Annotated in this window: 25 protein-coding genes; 18 read left to right on the forward strand and 7 right to left on the reverse strand. The window is 40.6% G+C overall.

Annotation, left to right across the window (positions count from 1 at the left end; genetic code table 11):
- Window positions 1-21: 21 nt before the first annotated feature.
- Window positions 22-888 carry an SDR family oxidoreductase gene (locus ACH11B_RS23550; protein ID WP_377610664.1) on the reverse strand — a complete coding sequence of 289 codons (867 nt, stop codon included), beginning with the start codon at window positions 886-888 and terminating at the stop codon, window positions 22-24.
- A gap of 77 nt (window positions 889-965) precedes the next feature.
- Window positions 966-1535, reverse strand: a complete 570-nt coding sequence (locus ACH11B_RS23555) for a Crp/Fnr family transcriptional regulator (protein WP_130855264.1) — start codon at window positions 1533-1535, stop codon at window positions 966-968.
- Window positions 1536-2066: 531 nt separating this feature from the next.
- Here ACH11B_RS23555 and ACH11B_RS23560 point away from each other — a divergent pair.
- Window positions 2067-4427, forward strand: coding sequence for an ABC transporter permease (locus ACH11B_RS23560; RefSeq protein WP_377610666.1), 2361 nt, complete (start codon window positions 2067-2069; stop codon window positions 4425-4427).
- Between the two features lie 13 nt (window positions 4428-4440).
- On the opposite strand, the gene ACH11B_RS23565 is transcribed toward ACH11B_RS23560, so the two are convergent.
- Window positions 4441-5244: an SDR family oxidoreductase gene (locus ACH11B_RS23565; protein ID WP_377610668.1), complete on the reverse strand. Its 804-nt coding sequence runs from the start codon at window positions 5242-5244 to the stop codon at window positions 4441-4443.
- A gap of 83 nt (window positions 5245-5327) precedes the next feature.
- On the reverse strand, window positions 5328-6215 hold the full coding sequence (locus tag ACH11B_RS23570; protein WP_013667624.1) for an AraC family transcriptional regulator: 888 nt from the start codon (window positions 6213-6215) through the stop codon (window positions 5328-5330).
- A gap of 388 nt (window positions 6216-6603) precedes the next feature.
- Here ACH11B_RS23570 and ACH11B_RS23575 point away from each other — a divergent pair, with 388 nt between their 5' ends.
- The 3 genes from ACH11B_RS23575 to ACH11B_RS23585 all read left to right on the forward strand — a co-directional run bounded on the left by ACH11B_RS23575 (window position 6604) and on the right by ACH11B_RS23585 (window position 7591).
- Window positions 6604-6837 carry a hypothetical protein gene (locus tag ACH11B_RS23575; RefSeq protein WP_013667625.1) on the forward strand — a complete coding sequence of 78 codons (234 nt, stop codon included), beginning with the start codon at window positions 6604-6606 and terminating at the stop codon, window positions 6835-6837.
- Window positions 6824-7240 carry a putative toxin-antitoxin system toxin component, PIN family gene (locus ACH11B_RS23580; protein ID WP_377610671.1) on the forward strand — a complete coding sequence of 139 codons (417 nt, stop codon included), beginning with the start codon at window positions 6824-6826 and terminating at the stop codon, window positions 7238-7240. The genes ACH11B_RS23575 and ACH11B_RS23580 overlap by 14 nt, the downstream gene beginning before the upstream one ends.
- 135 nt (window positions 7241-7375) lie before the next feature.
- Window positions 7376-7591, forward strand: a complete 216-nt coding sequence (locus ACH11B_RS23585) for an SDR family oxidoreductase (RefSeq protein WP_289551831.1) — start codon at window positions 7376-7378, stop codon at window positions 7589-7591.
- 32 nt (window positions 7592-7623) lie between these two features.
- Here ACH11B_RS23585 and ACH11B_RS23590 read toward each other — a convergent pair whose 3' ends face one another.
- Both ACH11B_RS23590 and ACH11B_RS23595 read right to left on the reverse strand, forming a co-directional pair.
- Window positions 7624-8550, reverse strand: coding sequence for a helix-turn-helix domain-containing protein (locus ACH11B_RS23590; RefSeq protein WP_377610673.1), 927 nt, complete (start codon window positions 8548-8550; stop codon window positions 7624-7626).
- Window positions 8551-8560: 10 nt separating this feature from the next.
- Window positions 8561-9490, reverse strand: a complete 930-nt coding sequence (locus tag ACH11B_RS23595; protein WP_377610675.1) for an NAD(P)H-binding protein — start codon at window positions 9488-9490, stop codon at window positions 8561-8563.
- A 281-nt stretch (window positions 9491-9771) separates the two neighbouring features.
- On the opposite strand from ACH11B_RS23595, the gene ACH11B_RS23600 reads away from it, so the two are divergent.
- From ACH11B_RS23600 to ACH11B_RS23650, 11 genes are all read left to right on the forward strand, one after another.
- Window positions 9772-10680, forward strand: a complete 909-nt coding sequence (locus tag ACH11B_RS23600; protein ID WP_013667631.1) for an AraC family transcriptional regulator — start codon at window positions 9772-9774, stop codon at window positions 10678-10680.
- 74 nt (window positions 10681-10754) lie between these two features.
- On the forward strand, window positions 10755-11597 hold the full coding sequence (locus ACH11B_RS23605) for an SDR family NAD(P)-dependent oxidoreductase (RefSeq protein ID WP_130855254.1): 843 nt from the start codon (window positions 10755-10757) through the stop codon (window positions 11595-11597).
- On the forward strand, window positions 11564-12334 hold the full coding sequence (locus ACH11B_RS23610; protein WP_377610678.1) for an Atu4866 domain-containing protein: 771 nt from the start codon (window positions 11564-11566) through the stop codon (window positions 12332-12334). The genes ACH11B_RS23605 and ACH11B_RS23610 overlap by 34 nt, the downstream gene beginning before the upstream one ends.
- Window positions 12335-12606: 272 nt before the next feature.
- Window positions 12607-13236, forward strand: coding sequence for a Crp/Fnr family transcriptional regulator (locus ACH11B_RS23615; protein ID WP_377610679.1), 630 nt, complete (start codon window positions 12607-12609; stop codon window positions 13234-13236).
- Window positions 13237-13306: 70 nt separating this feature from the next.
- A complete protein-coding gene (locus ACH11B_RS23620) occupies window positions 13307-13699 on the forward strand; it encodes a DUF4267 domain-containing protein (protein WP_377610680.1) in 393 nt (130 codons plus the stop codon).
- Window positions 13700-13821: 122 nt separating this feature from the next.
- Window positions 13822-15033, forward strand: a complete 1212-nt coding sequence (locus ACH11B_RS23625; RefSeq protein ID WP_377610682.1) for an ATP-binding protein — start codon at window positions 13822-13824, stop codon at window positions 15031-15033.
- 164 nt (window positions 15034-15197) lie between these two features.
- The gene (locus ACH11B_RS23630) at window positions 15198-15437 is read left to right on the forward strand and encodes a hypothetical protein (RefSeq protein WP_013667637.1); all 240 of its coding nucleotides are present in this window, start codon (window positions 15198-15200) and stop codon (window positions 15435-15437) included.
- Entirely contained in the window at window positions 15437-15856 is a 420-nt protein-coding gene (locus tag ACH11B_RS23635) for a type II toxin-antitoxin system VapC family toxin (RefSeq protein ID WP_013667638.1), read from the forward strand. Before ACH11B_RS23630 ends, ACH11B_RS23635 begins: the two co-directional genes overlap by 1 nt.
- 155 nt (window positions 15857-16011) lie before the next feature.
- A complete protein-coding gene (locus ACH11B_RS23640; RefSeq protein ID WP_377610684.1) occupies window positions 16012-17808 on the forward strand; it encodes a MutS-related protein in 1797 nt (598 codons plus the stop codon).
- Between the two features lie 154 nt (window positions 17809-17962).
- On the forward strand, window positions 17963-18712 hold the full coding sequence (locus tag ACH11B_RS23645; protein ID WP_013667640.1) for a glucose 1-dehydrogenase: 750 nt from the start codon (window positions 17963-17965) through the stop codon (window positions 18710-18712).
- A 367-nt stretch (window positions 18713-19079) separates the two neighbouring features.
- Entirely contained in the window at window positions 19080-19898 is an 819-nt protein-coding gene (locus ACH11B_RS23650; protein ID WP_130855226.1) for a terpene synthase family protein, read from the forward strand.
- Between the two features lie 623 nt (window positions 19899-20521).
- Here ACH11B_RS23650 and ACH11B_RS23655 read toward each other — a convergent pair.
- Window positions 20522-20881 (reverse strand): winged helix-turn-helix transcriptional regulator, encoded by a 360-nt coding sequence (locus tag ACH11B_RS23655; protein WP_377610687.1) that lies wholly within the window; start codon window positions 20879-20881, stop codon window positions 20522-20524.
- 107 nt (window positions 20882-20988) lie between these two features.
- On the opposite strand from ACH11B_RS23655, the gene ACH11B_RS23660 reads away from it, so the two are divergent.
- The 3 genes from ACH11B_RS23660 (at window position 20989) to ACH11B_RS23670 (ending at window position 24733) form a co-directional block, all read left to right on the forward strand.
- Complete coding sequence (locus ACH11B_RS23660; protein ID WP_377610689.1) at window positions 20989-21975, forward strand: MBL fold metallo-hydrolase; 987 nt, start codon at window positions 20989-20991, stop codon at window positions 21973-21975.
- Between the two features lie 423 nt (window positions 21976-22398).
- Window positions 22399-24387: an ATP-binding protein gene (locus tag ACH11B_RS23665; RefSeq protein WP_377610691.1), complete on the forward strand. Its 1989-nt coding sequence runs from the start codon at window positions 22399-22401 to the stop codon at window positions 24385-24387.
- Window positions 24388-24433: 46 nt separating this feature from the next.
- The gene (locus tag ACH11B_RS23670; protein WP_377610693.1) at window positions 24434-24733 is read left to right on the forward strand and encodes a hypothetical protein; all 300 of its coding nucleotides are present in this window, start codon (window positions 24434-24436) and stop codon (window positions 24731-24733) included.
- The last annotated feature ends 1 nt before the right edge of the window (window position 24734 follow it).

Raw genomic sequence — 24734 nt, forward strand, 5'->3', positions numbered from 1 at the left:
AACAAGCATCACCTTTTATACCTACAAACTCAATAAATCTTTCATTCCAAATGCTGTTAGTACTCGGTCGTATTCAACCTGAACGGCTTCATTAGCCGTTTTGACAATCTCTCCCGTAGATGGGTCAACCACGGTTCTTAACGGGCGTTGTCCTTTTGGTAAATTGATTAGCTTTACCACGGCATCTGCAATGTTTTGAGGATCCGGTTTTACAGTCTCAAACATCTGACTAAGAGCATTGAACATTTTTCCCGGAACTTCCGCTATCAGTTTATAATCGTCAACAACCGATGTGTCAGATCCAGCTTGAATCTTTTGAGACATCTCAGTCGGGAAAGCCCCCGGTTGAATAATTGCCACATCTACCCCTAAAGGTCGTGCCTCATAATGCAAGCCTTCGCTTAAACCTTCCAAAGCGAATTTTGAAGCACCATACACGGCTGAAAAAGGGGGCGAGAACCGACCCCACCCACTCGAGACATTGATGATCAAACCTTCCGACTGTTTACGCATATAGGGTAAGGCTAATTTCATCAATCTCCAGGGAGCGATCACATTCACATCAAAAACTCGTTGCACATCGGCCGTAGTAGCACTTTCAGCCACCCCGAATAGGGCAACACCCGCATTATTTACCAATACATCGATGGTACCTTCCTTCGCTATCACAGTGTCAAAAGCATGCTTAACACTGGTTTCATCTGTTAGCGTAACATCCAAAACGGTGATATTGGCTACCTGTGATAGCGCATTTGCCTTATCTGCATTCTTTCCTTGGGTGTCTCTCATGGTGGCATATACTTTATGCCCCAAAGCGGCTACACTATTAGCGGTAAGCCATCCAAACCCACTATTTGTTCCTGTAATTAATACAACTTTTTTGCTCATTGCTATTCATTTAAATTAATGATACAAAGGTCGGTATCAAAAAAGAGGAAGCATTTACCATTTGGTAAAAAGCGCGCTCAACGGATATTTCTTCGTATTCGGCTCAAGGATTGTTGCGTGATCCCCAGATAAGAAGCAACATGAGAAAGCGGCACACGGTTAACAAGACCGGGAAATTGTTCAATGAACGATAAATAGCGCGTAGTTGCATCCTCAGAAACAAGGGGGCTCCTTCTTTCAATCGCTTTTAACAAACAATTTTTTGTAATCTGAGTTATAATAGCGTCCCAGCCAACAATCGTATTGCCGATCTCGTCCCAACTTTTCTTTGAAAAAACGAGCATTTTGCAAGGGGTAACGGCCTGTACATAATCGGAGGCCACCACTTGTGCCTCAAACTTTTGTTGGTCAGAAACAAAATTGTTCTCGTCTACGAATGAGTGTGTGATCTCTTCGCCTTTGTTGTTATAATAGCAAAAACGAACGATCCCTTCAAGAATAAACCCAACGTGTCTGGGGATCTTTCCAGCTTCCGAAAAATAGTCATCCTTATGAAGTTCCAACGTTTCCGCTTTGCTCAGAATGAAATCGATTTGCTGTTTGTTCAAATTCCCAAACTGTAATACGTAGTTGATAAACTCTTTCATACTTTAAATTTCGAACTTATTATGAGGAATCCGCTTACCATATGGTAAAAAGTTTTTTCGCTGCCTAATTTATCAATGGCTAGGAACCTGTTTAAAAGAACATTTTTTTTATTTTGATGTCGCTGCTCGTTGCTTCAGTATCGTCCAAGGCCATTTAAGCATTTCAGAACCTCAATGCAAAGGGGCTGTAGCGCCTAGGGAAGGACGGCCTTCCAGGGTGAGCGTAAAGAAAATTCGATTGGAAGGGCCGAAAAAACGTTATGCGAAAAAGCGAAGGAAAGGATTGAGATATGGGGCGGCTCCGCATAACGGCGGGTATGAAATCGAATTTTTAGCGAGAACTGGACAGCCTTGATGTTTGTCTCACTTTGCATCAAGGTAAAGTGAGATGAAAGCTGTGCGCCAATGAACAATCACTGTTCGAAAACGAACACTTGCTGTTAAAAACCAAAGACACAAACAACTAATAATCAAATTGATAAAATTATGGCTCCATTTATGTTTAGCTAATATTCAATTAAAGGGCTCGGTATGATAAAGAACTACATCAAAATCGCTTGGCGCAATCTGCTTAAAAACAAAGGGTATTCCATCTTGAACATAACTGGCTTGGCTATCGGTATGGCAGCTGCCATGCTCATCCTTTCCTGGGTACAAAACGAACGGAGTTTTGACCTATTTCACCATAAAAAAGACCAACTCTTTTTAGTAGGAAACCGAGCCAATTGGGGCGATAAACTTCAGGTGTGGTTCTACACGCCCAAGCCTTTAGGGCCGGCCGCCAAAGCGGAATTTCCGGAAATAGCCCATTACAGCCGCTACTCCGATAACAGTTTCCTGTTCTCCGTGGGCGACAAGAAACTAAAGGGTCAGGGCGCCTTCGTTGATTCCGCTTTCCTTTCCATGTTCGATTTTCCGTTGCTGGAAGGCGATAAAGAGCATATCTTAAAAACCCCTACCGAAATTGTCATTAGCCAAAGCCTGGCTAAACGCTTATTTGGCAAAGAAGAAGCACTGGGGAAGACGCTCAAAATAGATAGTGTAGATGTAGTGACCGTCTCCGGTGTTCTAGCCGATATGCCCGGCAATACCCGGTTCACCGATGTGGAGTTCCTGCTTCCCTGGAAATACATGGAAAAGATCGGTTATAGCGACGAGTACTGGAGCAATAATTCTGTTCAGACCTATGTAGAATTAAATCCGGGCATCAGCAAAGAGGCAATGGACAGGAAGATCAAGGACATCACCAAGCGGCATAATGGACCGGAGGAAGACACGGAAGTCCTGCTGCATGCACTCCCCGACTGGTGGCTCCGCTCCAAATTTGAAAATGGAAAGATAGTGGGCGGGCGCATTGATATGGTCAACCTCTTCACGCTGATCGCCGTTTTCATCTTAGTGATTGCCTGCATTAACTTCATGAACATCAGCACCGCCCGAAGTGAGAAACGGGCCAAGGAAGTCGGTATCCGAAAAGTAGCGGGCGCCTATCGCGTATCGCTGATCGGCCAGTTTTTAAGCGAATCCATTTTGATAGCCACCATCTCCGGCCTCATCGCCCTGTTTATTACCTGGTTAGCCCTACCCTCCTTCGGCAATTTAATCAGCAGGCGTTTAGCTGTTGATTTTGGCCATTTGCAGTTTTGGTTAAACGCCGTAGGCTTTATTTTAATAACCGGCTTGCTCGCCGGCAGTTTCCCGGCATTTTTCCTTTCCTCCTTTCAGCCTGTTAAGGTGTTAAAAGGCACCTTTAAACAAGCAAAAGCCACTTTTAGTCTTCGTAAAATCCTGGTAGTTGTTCAGTTCACCATTGCCATCATTCTTATTATAAGCACCTTGGCTGTTCATAAACAAATCCAATACGCAAAAGACAGGGAAAATGGTTATGACAAAAACAATGTCGTTTATATTTCGGAGGAGGGCGAGGTCGCCAAGAACAGCAAGCTGATCAAAAATGAGCTGCTCCAAGGAGGTGTAGCCGTATCGGTCACGCGATCCAATTCTCCGATTACCGAAAGTTGGAGTAACAGTAATGGATTTTGGTGGCAGGGAAAAGCACCAAACGATAAAACACTTATCGACCGTATGTGCGCTGACGAGCACATTGTAAAAACAGCCGGTCTTCGTTTAGTGGCCGGTAGGGACATGGACCTGACGCAGTACCCTACCGATTCCACAGCCATCCTTTTAAATGAATCAGCCGTAAGACTTATGGGCTTCAAAGACCCCATTGGCCAGTTGATCAAAGATAATGGCATTGAATGGCACGTAGTGGGGGTGGTGGCCGATTTTATTTCGCGTTCACCCTATGAACCCGTGGAACCCGCTGTCATCGAAGGAGCGAAAGGATGGTTTAATGTCATGCATATCAAGTTCAATCCTGCCTTATCTACGGCTACTGCGCTTGCTAAAACAGAAGCCATTTTTAAGCGCTACAACCCCAATTATCCTTTCGCCTACAACTTTGTAGACAAAGCCTACGCCGCTAAATTCAAAGAGTCCGAGCAAACCGGCACCATGGCAGCTTTATTTGCTTTTCTCACCATCTTTATTTCCTGCCTGGGTTTATTTGGACTTGCCGCCTATATGGCCGAAAATCGGACGAAAGAAATTGGAGTCCGCAAAGTACTCGGTGCGTCGGTTTTTTCAATTACACGCTTGCTGTCCAAAGAATTTGCCTGGTTAGTCATCATTTCTTGTTTGGTAGCTTTTCCTATTGCCTATTGGGCGATGGATAAATTCCTGGAAGCTTACACGTACCGTATTTCCCTCGGTTGGGGTTTATTTATCATCGCAGGATTGGGGGCGCTTATACTGGCTTTACTCACTGTGAGTTCACAAGCCATTAAAGCTGCAATAGCCAATCCGATTGATTCATTAAGGAATGAGTAAGTAAATGGTTTTTTTACTGTATTGCGCTACGCACAGCGTCTAAGCGTTTTTGTAATCCGTCCTGAACATGTTGTATGGCCACTTTTCCGATGGGCAATCTAAACGGAGGTTGCGCATGGACGGCACAATCGATTATAGCTTGCGCAACATCATACACATTGTCCAGTTCACCAAAACCCTCATCGATAAATTTGCGTAGATCGTTTACCGGTGTGTTTTGGTATACATCCAAAGCAGGCGCTATCAGCAAACTACTACCAAAATTAGTTCCCGTTGGCCCCGGTTCGGCAATTGTAAACCTAATATTAAAAGGTCGTACATCCTGTGCGGTCGACTCGATGAAGCCTTCTATTCCCCATTTAGATGCATGATATAAGCTGAAGCCCGGATAAGCAATCTGACCGCCTTCTGAAGACACCTGTATAATATGTCCCCCCTCAGGCTGTTGACGCATTACCGGAATCAGTGCTTTTATCAGTCGGATTGATCCTAACAAATTGACTTCAATCTGCTTCGAGATGACATGATCATCCAATTCTTCCACCGCTCCGAAAACACCCAGTCCGGCATTGCTCACCGCAACATCTATTCGTCCCATTTCCGCCAGCGCTGCTGCCACTGCATTGTAAATACTCTCTGTATCTGTCAGTTCCAAATAACCAACATAAAGTTGTTTAGGGTATCTTTCTTTCAATTTCAACAATTGTTCCGTTTGCCGGAGCGTCGCAAAAACTTTGTTGCCCGATGCCAGCAATTGTTCCGTAAGAATACGGCCAATACCGCTTGAAGTACCTGTAATAAACCAATTCTTTGTCATTATTTTACGTAATTATTTACAAGACAAAGGTCGTGAATAGGTTTAGGATCAATTTACAGAAAACGAACCATCATTTACAAAAATCAAACCTTTCGGTACTGCAATGGCGAAAGCCCTTCATATTTCTTGAAAAAGTTGGAAAAATGGCTAACTTCTTTAAAGCCCAAGAGATAAGCAATTTCCGAAATATCAATGGAACTATGCTTGATGAGAACACGTGCCTCCTGTAAGAAGCGTTGCTGTATTAACTGGGTAGTTGTACTTCCCATCGTTTTTTTCAAAACCCTGTTCAAGTAGTTTTCGTGAATCGCTAGCGTATCCGCAAAATCCGCTGCGTTCCGAAGGGGCACCTGCCGGTTTTTCAATTCAAGCGGAAACTGTCTTTCCAATAACTCCAAAAATGAGCCGGTAATCCTGCTAGCGGCTGCATCGTGCCGGTTAATCCGTGTTTCTTTAGTAGACACTTCATTTACACTGTGTAACACCTCAAAAATCAAATTCCGGATTTTATCATATTTATGTTGATACGCCGATCGGAAAGCCACGTCCATTTTCTCAAAAATACCTTCAATTTCATCGTACAACCCTTCCGTCAATTCAATAACATTATCCCCTTCAGGCCGAAACATTTGGTAGGCGTCAATATTGCCAAAATGATGAAAAAACTCTTTGTTAAAAATACAATACACCCCACTGTGCGAATCCGCTCCCTTCGGAATCCAGTTATAGGGATAAGAAGGATTACCAAAGAACAAACCCCGCTTTTGAATTTCATAGGTTTTATCTGCGAGATGAATTGTATACGCGCCCTTGAGCAAGTTTATTTTGTAAAAATCCCGTCGATTGTAAGGGATAGGCTGTACGGCGCAAGTATCCAATTCCTGTACCCAAAAAAGGTTGAAATTACCCAAATCCTTATTCAGCAATTTATTTTGCGAGCGCAGGAAGTGGTTCATATCAATTCTTTCCATGCTCTAAAATTACAAAAATCAAACTAATTCCAGTGGGTGATTTCCGCTTCCTTTCATATTCATACCTAAACCGTCAATACAATGATTCTGCTAAGCTGCACCATCACGCTACAAAAGTTTTACCCAGCAGCGGTGCTTATCGTAATACTATATAGTTCTTGCAGCAAATACATCGTATTACCGCAAGAGAAAAAATAGATTATTCACCAAATAGGAACAACGTTATCCGCTACTACTGAACAATTTCATCCATTTGGAATGAATATCATTTGTATTGGCTTGTATACGAGTAAAAGATGACCAACGTAGCCGATAAAATAGCGATTACAAAATAACCATTCCTTCGATTTTTCTTATCTTTGATTATCAAACTAGATAAGATACCACGATGAAAACCATATCAATACAAGTACCTCCTGCTTTAGCTTCCGCTTATGAGCAAGCAGATCCGGACAGGAAACGAAAAGTTGAGATATATATCAATGCCTTTTTGAACGATTTCTTCAGCAATCAATCCGCTAATGAACGGTTGTTTGAAACAATGAGAAAAGCAAGCGCAGAAGCGAAGTCAAAAGGTTTTTCACAGGAGGAGTTGGACAAACTGCTGAATGAGGATGAATAATTATTTTATATTCGACACAAACACCTTACTCAGCGCACTATTCAACGAAGGCTCTACTGCTGGTCTTGCATTAAAAAGGGCAAGAATTTCAGGCACCTTACTGGTTTCGGATGAAATTGTTGCTGAGTACGTTATTGTCTTCTCTCGTGAAAAGTTTAATAGATGGGTGAAAATGGAAACCCGAATCGACTTCATTGAAAATATAATCAGCAATTCGATTTCTATTAATCCTGCGCAAACTATAACAGCATGTCGTGACCCAAAAGACGACAAGTACCTTTCTCTGGCTGTATCCGCCCAAGCTTCTTGTATTATAACCGGAGACAAAGACCTCCTGGTTCTGCATCCGTTTGATAAGATTCCCATACTTAATCCCACAGATTTTCTTACGGTATATAAATGACCATCTTTGTAAGACCTTCCAAAAGCCATTCTAATGTTATAAAAAGCCCAAATTAAACCTCTCAAAACGCAATTCCGGACTGCAAGAAGTGGTTCATATCAATTCTTTTCATGCTTTACAATTGCTGCACCGGACATGCGCATCAATGCTGTAGGGTCTGGTTATATCGATACGCCGTTGTTTGATCAGCTTGATGAAGAAAAAAAGCAAGCATTAATCGGCAAACGTCCCACTGGTCGTCTCGGAACAACGGAAGAAGTTGACAACCTCGTCCTGTTCTTGAGTGCAGAAACCTCTACTTTTATCAATGGCAGCTATTATGCAATTGATAGCGGGTATATAGCCATCTAAATTAAACAGCTGTATGTCGATCATTCAATTGGTTAATTAAATGAATGCCTGAACTCCAGTGGCGAGAAACTTGTTTTAGTTTTGAATAGTTTGCTGAACGACTGAAGGTGTTCGAATCCCAGTTCATAAGCGATCTCGCTTATAGAAAGGTTCGTGGTAGAAAGTTTCTCTTTTGCCAGCTCTATTAATTTATCATGCAGATGCTGTTGCGTACTTTGGCCGGTCAAAGATTTAAGTAAGCTACTCAGGTAACCCGGCGAAATATTTAAAGTTTCAGCAATCAGTGTAACACTTGGCAAGCCCTTGGAAGCCAATGCACCGCTATTGAAATACGCTGATAGGAAATCTTCCAGGCGGGTAAGTAATTCGTGGCCGGAGGCTTTCCTGGTAATGAACTGACGTTGGTAAAACCGTTCCGAATAGGTCAGCAGAAGTTCGAGCTGTGCAATGATGACCTGCTGACTGAAAGCATCTATGTTTGTATTATATTCCCTTTCGATCTGATCGGTGATGGCTGTAAGCATAGCCTCCTCCTTATCAGAAAGATAAAGTGCCTCATTTACTGAATAGTTAAAGAAATCATATTTTTTAATATTTTTTGCCAGCGGCGTATTCCATAAAAAATCCGGATGGATTAAGATCATCCATCCCTCAGGTTGTCTTACTTCCTTCAGATCAATTGGTAAATCAATACCGAATACTTGGCCGGGCGACATGAAAAACAATACACCTTCATCAAAATCACCGGTCTGTTGTCCGTACTTATATCGCGCAGGAGATGCCTTTTTTAGCGAAATCGTATAAAAATCGTAGATGACCCTGAAAGGAATTTCCGCGATGGGCATGTTAACGTCCTCCATACGGATAACGCTAATCAACGGATGTGCAGGACTTGGCAAACCCACGGCCCGATGACATTCAGGTATTGTACTGAAACGGAGCAGTTTAGTGCTATTCATCGATATAAAACTAACTATTTTTATGATAATCTCTCGCAAATTCTTTGGCAAAATCAGCCAGCTTAACCTTACCCATTTTAGGGTTGTTCCGGTGGAAGTTCTCCAAAGCTTTGCCGCTGTGCATCGCAGCCTGCATTTCTACAAGCGTATTGGCCAGTTTTTCCGGCACTTTGGCCATCTTCAAGCCCCGCAACATTTCCTTGTCAGACAGCAGAACCCATTTTAGCCATGGTTTACCTATTGCCGTACCTATGATCTTTGCCGCTTCGTTACAGGTCATTTCCTCGCTGCCCACGTAACGGATTGTTTTTGTTTCAGGATGTAATAACAGTTCCTCCGAAACGGCGTATGCAATATCTTTCGGCGACACGAAAACAATTCGATCCTCCCCACCATAATTGCCCAGAAGCAGGCCAGTCTTCCCGCTGAGCAAGGCCCAAAGCCCCGAATATCGCAATGTTAGAAACATACCCATTAAACCTTTACCTCTAATTAAGTCGATAGACTGGTAGAAGTTGTTATAAAAAACAGCCGGGCGCAGAATCGTCAGGGAAATTTTTAAATGACTAAAAACGTGCTCGATATTCTCGTTCCGTGTCAGATCAGCGGCCCAACCACTCAACAGCACCACTCGCTTAATCCCAGCCGGTTCCAAAGCCTGTACATAATTTTGTGCCATCCTTCGTAAATAATCACCCAAATCGGGCTCCGTCATGCTCAGAGGAACCATGGCATAAAGAGCATCCGCCCCCATAAAGATGTCCGTTAAAAACTTAACGTCGGCAATCGATCCGATAGCAGCTGTAGCTCCCAAAGCTTCAATATCCGCCTGTTTTTTCTGATCACTGCTGATCACCGTTACCTGATGCCCTTGAGCAACCAGTATTTCCGTTAGCGGTTTGCCAATATTCCCCAAAGAACCCGTCACAATAATTTTCATAGCTTTATCTAGTATAAATATCTACTTCAACTTTTATTAATTTTCCTTTTGACACTACAAAGATCACTTAACTGCGTCAAAACGATTTATCCAAATCTGCTTTTGGTTTAGTCGAATCCGACATTCACGCTCCAGAAACCGCTAAATTCATATTCGGCTAAAACCAAGTATTACCTTCTTAGAATATTTTAATTTGAAGTGAAAGCAACGGTATACTTTGCTGCAGGATACACACAGACAAATATCCAGCGAATTCTGTTTGATTTTCGTAACTTTGTCCTATGGAGAAAACGCAATCAATAGAAGAATTCTACAAAAGCAAACTCAACTGGGTACCCGACAATATCCGTAGGGAGATTGGCCATTTTAACGTTTTCAAGTTGGATGATTTCGCAGGCACCCATCCCAAACCGGTTCCGTACAGCAGAAAAGACTATTACAAAATCAGCCTGATTATCGGCAGAAATAAAATCTATTATGCTGATAAAGAAATCGAAATAACCAAGCAGGCATTATTATTTGCCAACCCGCAGATACCCTATAACTGGGAATCGCTTGATGATGAACAATCCGGCTATTTCTGTGTGTTTACCCCTGCTTTTTTTCACCATTTCGGAAACCTGAGTAAGTACGAAGTTTTCCAGCCCAACGGTACACCTATTTTTGAAATCAACGATGAGCAGGCTGAAAGCATCAAGCAGATTTACCTGCAGATGTTTGAAGAAATTAGCTCAGATTATGAACATAAATACGATGCATTAAGAAATCTGGTGTTTGCTATTTTACATCAAACCCATAAAATGAAACCCGCAAAAAAGATCGATAAGCAGGAAATCAATGCATCTCATCGAATATCCATCCTATTTCTGGAATTACTGGAAAGGCAATTTCCCATTGAGGACGTCAGACAACGCGTACAGTTCCGTTCCGCATCTGATTTCGCCGATCAACTTTCAATACACGTCAACCACTTGAGCAGAGCAATCAGAGAAACCACAGCGAAAACCACTTCACAGATTATCGCTGAACGTTTATTACAAGAAGCTAAAATTCTGCTCACGCAAACCACCTGGAATATATCAGAAATTGCCTTTGCCTTGGGTTTTACCGAAGTGACCCATTTCAACAACTTTTTTAAGAAACATTTGAACATAAACCCTACCCAATTCCGCAATGTTAGAATTTCGTAAGTTATTGTTAGCATTTCGTTAATTGTTCCGCTACGGCCGCTTTAATTTTGTGTCATCATAAAAAATTAAAACATATGGACACAACAAAAAAAGTTTGGTTAGTTACCGGTGCTTCAAAAGGTTTAGGCCTATCACTGGTTAAAAAATTGTTAGCGCAGAACTATCGCGTAGTAGCCACTTCCCGCAACATCCAGTCATTAATCGCTGAAGTTGGTGAAGTATCAGACGTATTCCTACCACTGGAAGTTCGTTTAACAGACAATGAACATGTAAAGGAAGGAATTGCCAAAAGCATCGCCCATTTCGGTCAGCTAGACGTTATCGTAAACAATGCCGGTTTCGGACAAATAGGCACATTGGAGGAACTGACAGACGAAGAAGCGCGAAACAGTTTTGATGTCAACGTTTTCGGCTCGCTGAATGTCATCAGAAATGCCATGCCTTACTTACGCAAAAATAGGTCGGGGCATATCTTCAACATCGCCTCTGTTGGCGGCTTTTCCGGTGCATTTCCCGGTTGGGGCATCTATTGCGCCACTAAATTTGCCGTTGTCGGTTTTACAGAGAGCTTGGCCGAAGAAGTCAAAGGATTGGGTGTACATGCAACCGTTGTTTATCCCGGTTATTTCCGTACCGATTTTCTCGCCAAAGGTTCGGTAAAAACACCTCAGCATACCATTGAGGAGTATGAAGCTGCCCGCCAATCCCAACAGGCACACCTTAGCGACATAAATGGCAATCAGCCCAATGATCCGGAAAAGGCAGCAGAAGTATTGATTGCGATAAGCAAAGAAGAAAAACCGCCGGTTCATTTGTTTTTGGGTAGTGATGCCTATGATATCGTGTATAAAAAAGTAGATTTTATAACCAGCGAAGTAGAGCAATGGAAAAGCTACACACTGTCTACGGCGCTCTAACGATCGCACTCTTTCTTGGGCATGTTGTTTTTTCTGCAAATGCCCAAGAAAGGAAAGAGTCTGCTTTGCAAAAACAGTTAGACCTGGTTGCCCAGCAGTTTAAGCAATGGGAAAATGGCACAGCGAGTTTCTTTGATCTGCTAGCGGATGACGTTAACTGGGAGGTTAGCGGACGGTCTCCCGTTTCCGGTGCTTATAAAGGCAAGCAAGCGTTTATGGAGCGTGCTGTAGCGCCCATTATTGAAAAATTGAAAGAGCCCTTAAAGCCAAAACTAATTAGTCTTACGGCAGACGACCGATTTATCTGGCTTCATTTCAAAGCACAGGCAAAAACCAAAACGAACACGATTTACGAAAACACCTACATCTGGAAACTGCAACTCAACGACGGGAAAATCATCCACGCGGTTGCTTTTTTAGACACGTATGAATTAGTTCAATTAATGCAAAACAATACAACAGTTATGAAAAAGACAATAGAAGAAACCAAAGGGTATATCGGCATGTGGGTAACGGCAGATGGACATATACGTCAGGAATTACTTCCCGGCAACCGTTATGACGAAGCCCGGGGAAGCCGTCTAAGTGCTTATCAGGGAGCCTATAAAGTAAGCGGAAATGAAATCTTTTATCGAGATGACACCGGCTTTACGGCAGACGGAACATTTGTTGACGAAAATACCCTTCACCATGGTGGTTATATCTTTTACAAAGAAGTAAAAGACGAAAAACAATAAATAAGGTCCGTGCAATGAGGGTTTCAGCGTTGAACGTATCATGACCCTACTAACTCCCCACCAATTTCGCTCGTTATCAGATCTTTACCAGGTATTACCAGATTCTCATCAGATAAACCTGATCAGAATCTGGTAAAAACTTGGTATAAACCTAATTAAATATCGAGAAACCTATGAAGTAAGTATGAAAAAGGTAGCTGACTCTTGATAAGGGGATCTACTTGAATTAATTAAGCCGATGTATCGTTGTTAGATTGGCAAAAAGGAACAATATGCCTAAATTAGCGAACAGTCTATTTGACAATATGACGATGAACATCACCGCTATACATGCACCATTAATCGAGGTAATAGCACAAGCCATTCCACTGAATGCTGAGGAGATCGACATTATCCAACGCTTATTCAAGTTAAAAACCTATAAAAAAGGTACTTTTTTCCTAGCAGAGGGAGAAACCTGCAAATATGTTGGCTTTATCAAAAAAGGCATTTTGCGTTATTATATCAACGATGATGGAGAGGAGAAAACCTATGGCTTTTCCCAAGAAGCTGAGTTTATTTGTAATTACGAAAGTTTTGTACCACAAAAACCTTCCCGCCAGATCATCCAAGCATTAGAAGATAGCGAACTATTGGTGATATCCTACCGTGATTTACAGCAATTTTACGATAAAATACGTGCGGGTGATCGTTTTGGCAGGTTGGTCATTGAACAAGTGTTTATCCAAACGCTAAAAGATCTAAACTCCTTTTATACGGATACCGCACCATCACGCTATGAAAATTTTATTCGGCAGCATCCCGAGCTGCAGCAGCGCTTATCGCAATATTATATAGCCTCTTATGTAGGCGTAAAACCGCAATCGCTCAGTCGCATTAGAAAAAGGTTGCTCACTTCCTGATTTTGTTAACCTAGGTGCATTAAATTGAGTAAGCCATTGGGCAATTTTGTTTCAACAAAAATTCAATGTTATGCAACGTTTAACAAAACAAATCAATTGGTGGTTATGCCTACTTTCAGGCATAGGTTTATTATTTATTGGTGCCCGATTCTTTTTCGATCCGGTAGGGGCAGAAATTGCTTTTGGCATCAGTACACCTACCAACGGAGATTTTTCGTTTCACCACATCAAAGGTGTACGCGACTTCTTTTTCGGATTCATTATCTTGCTACTGCTACTGAAAAAAGAGTTCCGGATATTGGGCTATATTCTATTAGCCGGAACCATCATTCCAGCTAGTGATTTCATCACCGTACTATCCTACCAAGGGCAAATAACCGGTTATCTTTATGCGCACCTTATAGCGGCAATAATATGCGCGGGCTGTGGACTATACTATAACCGATCAGCAGCACAGCATTAGCGGCGATACATTTTTTCCATAGTTTCCCACTAGTACTGGATAACTTTATCCATTACCAGTGAACAAAGTTATTCATTTGTAATGGAAATTATTTATTTTTGTATCTACAAATAAAAATCTGAATGATCCGACAAGAGCAACTAGCGCAAGTTATCGATGCACAACAGGATATTTTTCTAAATAAAAGTGCTCAGCTGATTAGAGATTCTTTAGCAAGCATACCTATTGTAGAAAGTTATGCTACAATTATTTCGGGTATACGCCGTTGTGGAAAAAGCACTTTGCTTTTACAGCTTTTGAAAAAAAAATATAAACATGCTTTATATTTTAATTTTGAGGATATTCGATTAGCCGGTTTCGAAGTCGGTGACTTCAGTAGACTACAACAGGAAATTGATAAACGTCAATACCGTGTATTATTTTTTGACGAAATCCAACTGACCGAGAAATGGGAAATATTTGTTCACCAGTTGCTTCGAGAACAATATACCGTATTTATTACTGGTTCTAACGCGTCACTTCTAAGCAGAGAATTAGGCACACATCTCACTGGTAGACACCTATCCATGGAGTTATTTCCTTTTTCTTTCAAAGAATATATTTCCTATAAAAACTTAAAAGCAGACAAAGAATCCCTTCATTCCTATTTAGAAGACGGCGGACTACCCGAATACGTTAACTACCAAGAACCACTTATTCTACAAAATCTGATGGAAGATATCCTGGTAAGGGATATCTCCGTCCGTCACGGAATTAGAGATATAGGGTCATTAAAACAACTCACTGTTTATTTAATTTCCAACATCGGCTGCCCTGTTTCAGCAAATAAACTAAATGGTATGTTTGGCATAAAATCAAGTACTACCTTTTTAGAATATTTCAATTATCTAAGAGACGCCTATCTTGTGGAATTCCTACCACAATTCAGTTACTCTTTGAAAGCACAGGCGCGAAATCCAAAAAAAATCTACACTATAGACAACGGTTTTTTATCAGTTGCGTCATCCTTTACTGAAAATCTAGGACGCAAACTGGAAAATCTGATTTATCAACAGCTACGAAGAAAATATAAAGAGATTTATTATTTTACAGATAAAGGGGAATGTGATTTTTTAGCTTTTATTAAAGGAAAAATTCATAAAGCCATCCAAGTGTGTTATCAAATCGATGACCTCAATTTTGACAGGGAATATAATGGATTACTTGAGGCTCTTCGTTTTTTCAAACTTCAGGAAGGGTTAATTATCACACTAGATCAAAAAGATGTATTTGAACAGGATGGTTTTATTATCAAAATGATTCCTGCGTATGAATACCTAGCGGCAGGCGAATAGAAAGCTGGTATAACTCGAATTAATGCTATTTTAGCTATAAGGTGCGATAAAAGAGCACCGCTTAGCCTTTCTTTGCTCTTCTGTTAGCCACATATGCCTAATTATTATAAGCATTTCGTGTAATGAATACTTTTCATTATCTTTGATTTAGTTAAATAAGTATTATGTCTACTGTTTCTAAGCATATCGTAAAGAGTTATTCCAACCTGTTTGATGGTTTAGATGCTGTTACTAAGTTGGAGTTGATAGAAAGCCTTACTAAATCTATAAGAAAAAACAAAGACACAAAAGAAACGGCTTTTTACAAATCATTTGGTGCATTTTCTTCCGGTAAAGAGGCAGAAACTTTAGTCGATGAAATTAGATCAGCAAGGAAATTTCGCAAAAAAGACATTAGTTTCTAATGCAGTACCTGCTAGACACGAGTATATGCGTTTTCTATTTACGTGGAAAACTGGATTTAGCCCGAATTATTAGAGAAAAAGGCAGGGAAAATTTTTTCATCTCAGAAGTAACTGTAGCTGAGCTACGTTATGGTGCTGAAAACAGCAGCAATCCAAAAAAATCGCATAAAGCAGTTGACGACTTCATTAATGGGCTATCAATCGTTCCTATATTCGGAGCTATCAATCGTTATGCAAAAGAAAAAGTTCGACTTCGTAAATTAGGAACGCCTCATCATGATGATTTCGACTTACTTATCGGTGTAACAGCAATTGAGTATGGATTGATATTAGTAACCGATAACACCAAACATTTCAACAAATTAGAAGATATCCAACTAGAGAACTGGTACCAAAGAACGTTAGGAACTTCCTTTTGATTTCAGTTGTTGCGGTTGACCAAGACCTCAGGTATGAAGCAAAAATACCTATTGCTCCCAATCTCAATATGATTCTAACAAATGAACTTTAAAATATTTTATCTATAAAAATTCATTTCCGTATCGCTATTTGATACACCAATGTCTCAAGGTCGATGAAACCAAATGCCCACATTGATTTACATACCCTTTATAGCACGCGTAGCAGTGCCTTTTCTGAGAAGGAAAATCATTTTAAGAAAAAAGCGAATCGCTATGCTGCCTTGCGTCTGTTTTTTGGTATTTCTATAATAGTTGCTTTGTGGATGGCTATAACTTATTTAGCTATTAGTTGGCTTGCAGTCGCATTAGTCTCTACGGTGGTCTATATTGCATTGGTCTTTGCGCATGCAAAAGTCAATAAACAGCAAGTAAAATTCCGTCGTTTAAAAATGATCAATGAGGTGGAAAAATCTGCGCTGTCTGGAGACTACACGTCTTTACCATCAGGTTCACCATATATAGATCACAATCATCCATTCACATTCGATATAGACATCTTTGGTGATCAATCGCTTTTCCAGTATGTTAATAGAACTTGTACTTCGTCTGGTGAACGCTTGCTTGCAAATAATCTTAAACACAAGCTGGTAGCTATAGAAAAAATAATTGAACGACAGAAGGCCATATCAGCATTAACACCGCTTTTGGATTTTCGGCAGCAATTTATGGTAATTGGGGCTGATAATCCGGAAAAACCAGAGGACCTCTCGCAGCTCATGGCCTGGTTGGCATCTCCAAAAAGCACGTTAAATCGGCCATTGATCCGTTTTCTTAGTTTCTTACTGTCTGGAATAACCTTCGCCCTTTTTATCCTTGCTTTGGCAGAGCTTGTCCCATATGTAAGTCTGGTACTGTCTGTATTGATCAATCTTGCTTTCATACAACTTTTTAATCACACTATAAATAAGACTCACGCGGTTATTTCGCGTAAATACAACCTTTTACGAAAATATGCCTATCTATTAGAGCTCCTTAACTTACAAACATTTACCGATCCTTTTTTAACATCATTATTAGAAAAGAGTGATCAAGCACACGTCGGAATAAAAAGGCTATCCATCCTGATGAGTTTTTTTGATCAGCGCTTAAATGACCTTGTCGCAGTTGTGCTAAATGGCTTCTTTCTATCCGATATTCATTGTATTGTTGGGCTCGACAAGTGGAAGAACAAGCATCGGGAATCAATGCCTTCATGGTTAGACAGCATTTTTATAGTTGACGAATTGAACTCATTTGCAAACTTCGCCTTTAATAATCCTAGCTATTGTTTTCCTCAATTTACTTCCTCCACTTTTATAGAGACAAAAGGACTTGGGCATCCATTAATGAGAAAAAATGCCTGTGTGCTTAATGATTTCATTCCCTCGGATAAAGAGAAAGTAGTGGTATTAACAGGTGCTAACATGTCCGGTAAAAGTACCTTTCTGAGAGCGATAGGTATAAACACGGTACTTGCCAATTGCGGTGCGCCCGTCTATGCAACAAGCTTCGCTTTTAATAATGCGGAGGTTTATACCAGTATGCGCGTGATGGATTCACTGGAACAGAACACGTCTTATTTCTACGCTGAACTTGAACGATTGTCATTGATCATGAATAAACTCCGTAGCGGCCAGAAAATGATCATTCTTCTCGACGAGATTCTCAAAGGTACAAACTCGGCTGATAAACTAGCCGGGTCTATCGGTTTAATCGAAGAATTCTTACGCCACGATTGCCTATGCATTATTGCTACGCACGATCTTGATTTGGGTAAACTCGAAAGCAAATATCCATTGGGAGTAAGCAACTATTGTTTCGAAAGCCGGTTGGAAGCCAATGAGCTTTATTTTGATTATAAAATAAACAAAGGTATTGCGAAGAATAAAAATGCCACCCATTTAATGCAGAAAGCGGGTTTGATAAAGTAATCCAATTCTGTCAGGAAAATAACCACTTCCATTGTTTCCCCATTTTAACCGTTGTAAATCCGGTACCTTTTGCTTACCATGAATAACTCAGTATCCTGACGGTGAACAATGCAAATAGTTCATTGTTATACCTATAACAAAACTACAATCGATCATGGGTATTTTAAATGATAAAGTTGCCTACGTAACCGGAGCCGGTTCTGGTATTGGAAAAGCAATTGCCTTATTATATGCCAAAGAAGGTGCTAAGGTGGTTGTTTCAGATATAAACGACGAGCATGGTGAAGCTGTGGCGGCGTCCATCAAAAACGATGGTGGAGATGCCATTTATGTAAATGCCAATACAGCCATACCGGAAGAGGTGGAAAATCTGGTTGAAAAAACCGTAGCGCAATATGGCAGCTTAGACATTGCCTGCAACAACGCCGGTATTGGCGGAGAGGCTAACCTCGGTGCAGACCTGAGTATTGAAGGCTGGAAAACCATCATCGACATCAATCTCAATGGCGTATTCTATGGCTGTAAATATGCAACTGCCCAGATGTTGAAAAACGGAGGCGGCGCTATTGTCAATGTAGGCTCCATCCACAGCATTACCGCCGTACCGCAGTCTGTCGGTTATGCTGCATCCAAGCACGCGGTTTTGGGACTTACGCGCAATTTTGGTGTCGAATATGCTGCACAAAACATACGCGTCAATGCTGTAGGACCCGGTTATATTGATACGCCGCTGCTAGATCAGCTTGATGAAGAAAAAAAGCAGGCATTAATCGGCAAACATCCCATTGGTCGTCTCGGAACAGCAGAAGAAGTTGCCAACCTCGTCCTGTTCTTAAGTGCAGAGACCTCTACTTTTATCAATGGCAGTTATTATGCAATTGATGGTGGGTATACCGCTATATAAAGAACTGACTTTGATAACGACAATGCTTTTTACCGATTAACTTCGTGCACCCTTCCGCCATGAAGCAGACTTTTGCCGGGTGCGACCGGTTTTTACCCGTTATACCTGATAAGACACTGGTAGCTATCTGTAATAGCTATTGAACTGACATGAGTTATAGTTGGTTCAATAATTCGCTTAATTATAACAGTTCTTTATTCACCAAAAGTAAAAACTAAACAACCTTTTTCCTGGCAACTCTTTCGAAATTTCAATATTATAAAGAGACCGAAACTTTCCGTGTAGTAGAATATAGGTTCTGTGTAAAAATAGCTGAAAGCAGGTACACGAATTTTATTTTAGAACGCACTTAAAATTTAGGACTCCTATGATAGTAGAAGATGTGATCCATAAAACAGCAAACATAGCATTGAATAAGGGAATCGACTGGCGTTACGACTTTAACACCATAAAAGAACAAATGCTCTGGGCTCCCTACATACTCCCTAAAATATTAACCAGTGAAAAACATTTATACCTAGCCTGTTTTAGTGTCACTTATCTGTTCTACGTAGAAGATGCAAAGGTAAGATACAAGGATTTTGTTCATCATGCGATGGATATTCATAGTAGGCGGGCCACGGCTCCAACGGACGAATATGACCGCAACAAGTATGACATCGTTTATTACTATGAAAAGCTGTTACAGGAAACGCTGAGCCCCTTCAACTATGAACTTGTACATAAAGATTTGCTTGACTTTTTACCTACGGAATTTGACGGTAACCAGGAGAAGCATTTTAGCAGTATGGACGATTATTTAAATGAACGTCTTAAAAACATCGCTGTGCATATTTTCTTTATCATGCTGTACGATGCATTAAATTTGAATTTCCCTACCGAACACGATCATTATTTCAGAAAAGCCGTTTTTAACATTCTTATTTTTAATGACCTACACTCTTATATTAAAGAAAAAGCAGAGAACGAGCAATATAATGCCCTCGTTTTACTACAGAAGGAAAAAAACGATATTGAACATAACGTCCAAGAGTTATTGCAAATGGCCAATGACTATTTGCTAGCATCTTACGAGATAAAGGACGAATTAATGCGAGAGGTTCTTGTAGCTGCACAATTGGGCAATATAGCCTGGGGAAGTACCTGTAGAAGATATGGCGTGATGAAAAATCTTAAATGGCAATAAGATAACTGTTCCTTGATTTAGCATCCTCGGAAACCCAGCCGACAAAAAAGTCAGCTTTGGAGAAAGCTAAATAATAGATCATCTGTAATTACTCAATATATTGAGTAATTTTACTCAACGCATTGAGTAATTACAAAAAGATGTTTGAACAATCTTATTTACAAGCACTTACACGTAGCATAAGAGAAGAAAGAAAGTTTATTCAAGTCTTAATGGGACAGTAGTTTACCTTGGCAAGAATTTCTGCAGCTTAACGTGAGCACATTGTTCTAATAAATAATCACCCAAAGGCTTAAGATCAGCTACAGACAACATAAATGAACTACCTCAAAATGGAATATAGAAAGTTACGGATAATTCAATAGAAGCTAACACATTTTGTTAAATCAACTTAACAAACTAATAAGCCTTTTAGTAAAACAGCTATACAGAATTCGGCAACCAGTTCTTATGGAAATTAATTCATTTATGCATCAAAGCCATAAATAACACCATGAAAATCCTATTATACTCGTTACTTTCCTACAGATCTTTGCTTTGCCATCTTTCACGCAATCTAATATTTGATATACGAAGCGAAGGACTAGTCTGTACAAAAAAGGAACTAAAAATTTGTTCGCGTTTTAGTAGCACGCAATCGGTTCCACATCCTGTAGTGAATCTTTGATTCGTTTTTCTGCCCATGCCCTCATTTGGTCAATGAAAGGCACAAACTCTTCTGCGATCGGCGTGAGTGAATACTCCACCTTTGGAGGCACCTGATGATATTCTTTACGCGTAACCAGTTCGTCTTTTTCCAGTTCCCTCAGTGTTTGCGTTAGCATCTTCGTAGTAATACCTTTAACCATACGCTTCAACTCGCCATAACGTAGTACTTTATGCTCATGAAGGTACCAAAGGATACGCGCCTTGTATTTACCGCCAATACGCTGAAAGGCGTAATCCACAGCACAGAAAGCTACATTTTGATCATTTTTTGACATTTCTATACGATTGATTATCAGTATTAGTTACCAAATGGTATGTAGAATACAAATAAGTATCTACTTGCCTGAAAGATACCAAAAAAATACTTTTACCCAAAAAAATCATGAATAGAAGGACCCTACTAAAAAATACAGCAGCGGCAGCACTAGGTGCATCTTTACCACTAAAGGACGTATTTGCTGCACAAACTAAAGTTTCGAACGAGACCCTCAATGGATACCTGAGGTTTAACCTCGGAGAATTGAAAATGTTGATCGTTACCGACGGACACATACTGGTTAGTCCTGCCCAACCCATATTTGCTCCGCAAATAGACACCGAACAGGTAAGAGAAGTAATGAAAGAAAACTTCATCTTTGACGATAATGTAGACGCCGCCATTAATATCTTGGTAATACGAAAAGAAGACAGAATAATAGTGATAGATACCGGTAGCGGAGCCTTATTAGGATCGAATGCGGGTCGTTTTTTAAATAATTTACAGGCAGCGGGTATAGCGCCGGACGAGGTAACGGACGTACTCCTGACTCACTTGCATATAGATCATATAGGCGGTATTTTAGACGCGGCCGGCGAACGAGTCTTTAGCAATGCGTCGTACTACTTGTCAAAAGAAGAATATGATTTTTGGATGGCAGACGATCCCGATTTTTCAAAGAGTAAGAACCCTAACTCCGGTAAAGAAAGTGTAATGCTTGCCCGTCGCGTAATGACCGAAATCCACAGTAAATTGCACCTTTTTAATCTTGGCACCGTCTTATTTGACTGCATCAAAACTGATTTGGCAGCAGGACATACCCCTGGCCATCCCGTTCTAACCATTTTTTCGGGCGAGTTTAAATTGAAACATATGGTAGACACGGTGCATCACACCTTACTACTCGCCCGTCCCGATTGGGGTACACAGTGGGATACTGATTTCGAAAAAGGAATACGTACCAGGCAGCAAATACTAAGTGAGCTTGCAACAGAGCGGCAACTGGTAATGTCATGCCATCTTCCATGGCCGGGTTTAGGCTACGTTAGCAGGAAGAAAATAGGATATGGCTGGATACCTATGCCGTTTTCAACACCGCTCTTATTTGAGTGAAAGTAAATTTAAAATTTTATTTTCACTACCAAGGGTTTATCCAGATTAGCGGGATAATCCTTGGTAAAAGCGAAACGTGGAATTGATTCCTTCGAAATTACAACCTTATATAGGGAACAGCGCTTTCTGTGTCATTATCCGCCATAAGATGACCGTTCCTTGATTTATTAATTTCCGTAAAGTAGATCATACGCATCAGCTTACTCAAATGAACGCCGAAATTCCAGCGGACGCTGCCCTGTTTTCAACTTAAACAGCCGACTAAAGGATTGTGGCTGCTCAAAGCTCAATTAATACTGTAGCTGTATATAGCACTTTTGCTATGGGCCAGACAAGCTATGTACAGAGGATGTAAAACATATACCCTAAATATCGTTTAAATAAATATTTTTGCTAAAACTTTTTCCTATTTAACCTGATAACATGACGCGTTATTTTTTCTGTTTTATTATACTTCTTTGTTCAGAAACCGGATTTACACAAGGCTTAAATAAGCAGCAAAAGATTACTGATAGCCTGATGCAGCGCTTTGCCCGCGAGAAGAAAGACAGTGTGAAAGCAGTGGTTGCTTTCGATCTAGTTAAACGCTTAGCTAGAATTGATAGTATAAAAAGTTATGAATACCTCGAGAAAGGGAAGCAGCATATAGGTAATTCCGTATACCTAGAGGGGCTTTATCATTTCAGTGTAGCGCAGTATTATTTTGATACGGATAGAGACCGTTGCAATAAGGCCCTGATGAAAGCAATTGCAGTACTTGCAAAAATTAAAACAAAGGACTCGTTTAAATTGCAGGCCAAGGCATGGTTTAACTACGTTGTACAGAATCAACATACCAAAGGAGATAATTTTGCTGTTGGCACTATCCTCGAAAAGTCCATTCCTCTGGTTGAAAAATCGGGAGATTCTCTTTTGTTAGCAGATAATTATTTTCAGGTTGGATTGTTATTCATGAATAACCAAGAATATAAAAAAGCATCCCAATACTATGAGCTGGCAACAAATATGTTAGCCAATGCGCCGGCAGACTCTCCTCTCCCGCTACGGATCATGACGTTGTGGGCCGACAACTATTTATATGCGTCTGATTATAAAAAAGCCAAAGAGAAACTTGATGAAGCAAAGAAAATGTTAAAATGGCGGGCCAGTGAGCGAGAATATTTAGATTATTATTACGCTGAAGGCATATATTACAACGAAACGGGACGTCATGAAGACGCATTAGCTAGTTTTAACAAAGGCTTGGCCACACCTCGGGATGAAGCAGATCCCTACGTGCGCAGAACCTTAGCCTTCGAAAAGGTGAATGTGCTCGATTCACTCCACCAATATCACGAAGGTAAAAGCATTCTGATGGAATTCTTAAAAGAGGGCAGTTTTACTGAAAGCATTAACAATAAAATGTTAGTGTACCACAAACTCGCCTATTTTAACGAGAAGTTAGGTGATTACAAACCCGCATACTTTTATGTTAGAAAATATTTAACACTGAAAGATTCGCTTTACAGCAGCCAACTAAACGAAGGGCTCCATGAACTAGAACTTAAGTATAATGATGCAAAAAATAAAGCAAAGATAGAAACATTAAAAGTCGAAAAGGCCAATGCTAGATTTTATAATACATTGCTTGGCATAGGCTGTTTATTTTCGATTACCGCCGCCACGGTTTTCTGGTTTTTTTATAAGAATAAGAAAAAGCTCTCCGAACAAAAAGAAATCAACTATCTGCAGCAATTAAAGCATGTACAGCAAGAAAAAGAGCTTGAAGTTTTCAGAGCGGTAGTGCAGGGAGAAGAACGTGAAAGAATGCGCGTTGCACGCGAATTGCACGATGGGATGGGTGGATTGCTTATCGGAGTTAAAGTAAATCTAAATAGCATATATGATACGGAGAATCTCGAGCAGGAGGCAAAAGGAAGAGTCAAAGAAAGTCTTGATCGGCTAGATGATTCAATCACAGAGCTAAGAAGTATCGCTGCCAACATGACGCCCGCTGCCTTACTGCATTCGGGCGTGAAAGAGGCATTGGAAGATTTCTGTACGAGTATAAGTAACAGGGATAACGAACTTGTATTTCAAGCAAAAAATATGCAGGAGCTGGTGTTACCTGACAATGAAAAAATAATGATTTTCCGTATTGTACAGGAGCTGGTTACGAACGCCATTAAACACGCCTCGGCCACACGAATTTTGGTAGATTGTGTGTATGCTGATAAGAAGCTAAGCATAACCGTGGAAGACAATGGTAAGGGCTTTGATGCGAAGCTTGTTTCTTTTGGAATGGGCCTTAACAATGTACGTAGTCGAGCCGAAGCGTTAAACGCCAATTTAGATATACTGAGTGAAGTGGGCGGAGGTACTACCGCCCTGCTTTATTATGACTTAGAAAATGTGACAGCTCAAACTTCCTAATACATCACGGCCCGTTTTAGTGCTTTTTTAGCCATCCTATAACACCATGAAAATCCTATTTATACTCTTTACTTTCCTGCAGATCTTTGCTTTGCCATCTTTCGCGCAACTTGTTTCTACAAAAGACAGTGCAGATTACATTTTCAAAACATTTCAATACCCGATACGATCCATGTACGCGGGAAACTCACCACAGTCGATGGAAAACCTACAACAGGAATTACGGTTTGGCTTAAACCAGCAACATATTTTTATGATGAGAAGCCTAAAGTCGGCATGTGCACCAGGGGGGACCGACACTTCAACCAGGTACTTTAACGAAGTACCATTTATAATTTATATCTAAA

It is taken from the genome of Olivibacter sp. EAT-5 (assembly GCF_044784325.1).
Classification (GTDB): Bacteria; Bacteroidota; Bacteroidia; order Sphingobacteriales; family Sphingobacteriaceae; genus Olivibacter; species Olivibacter oleidegradans.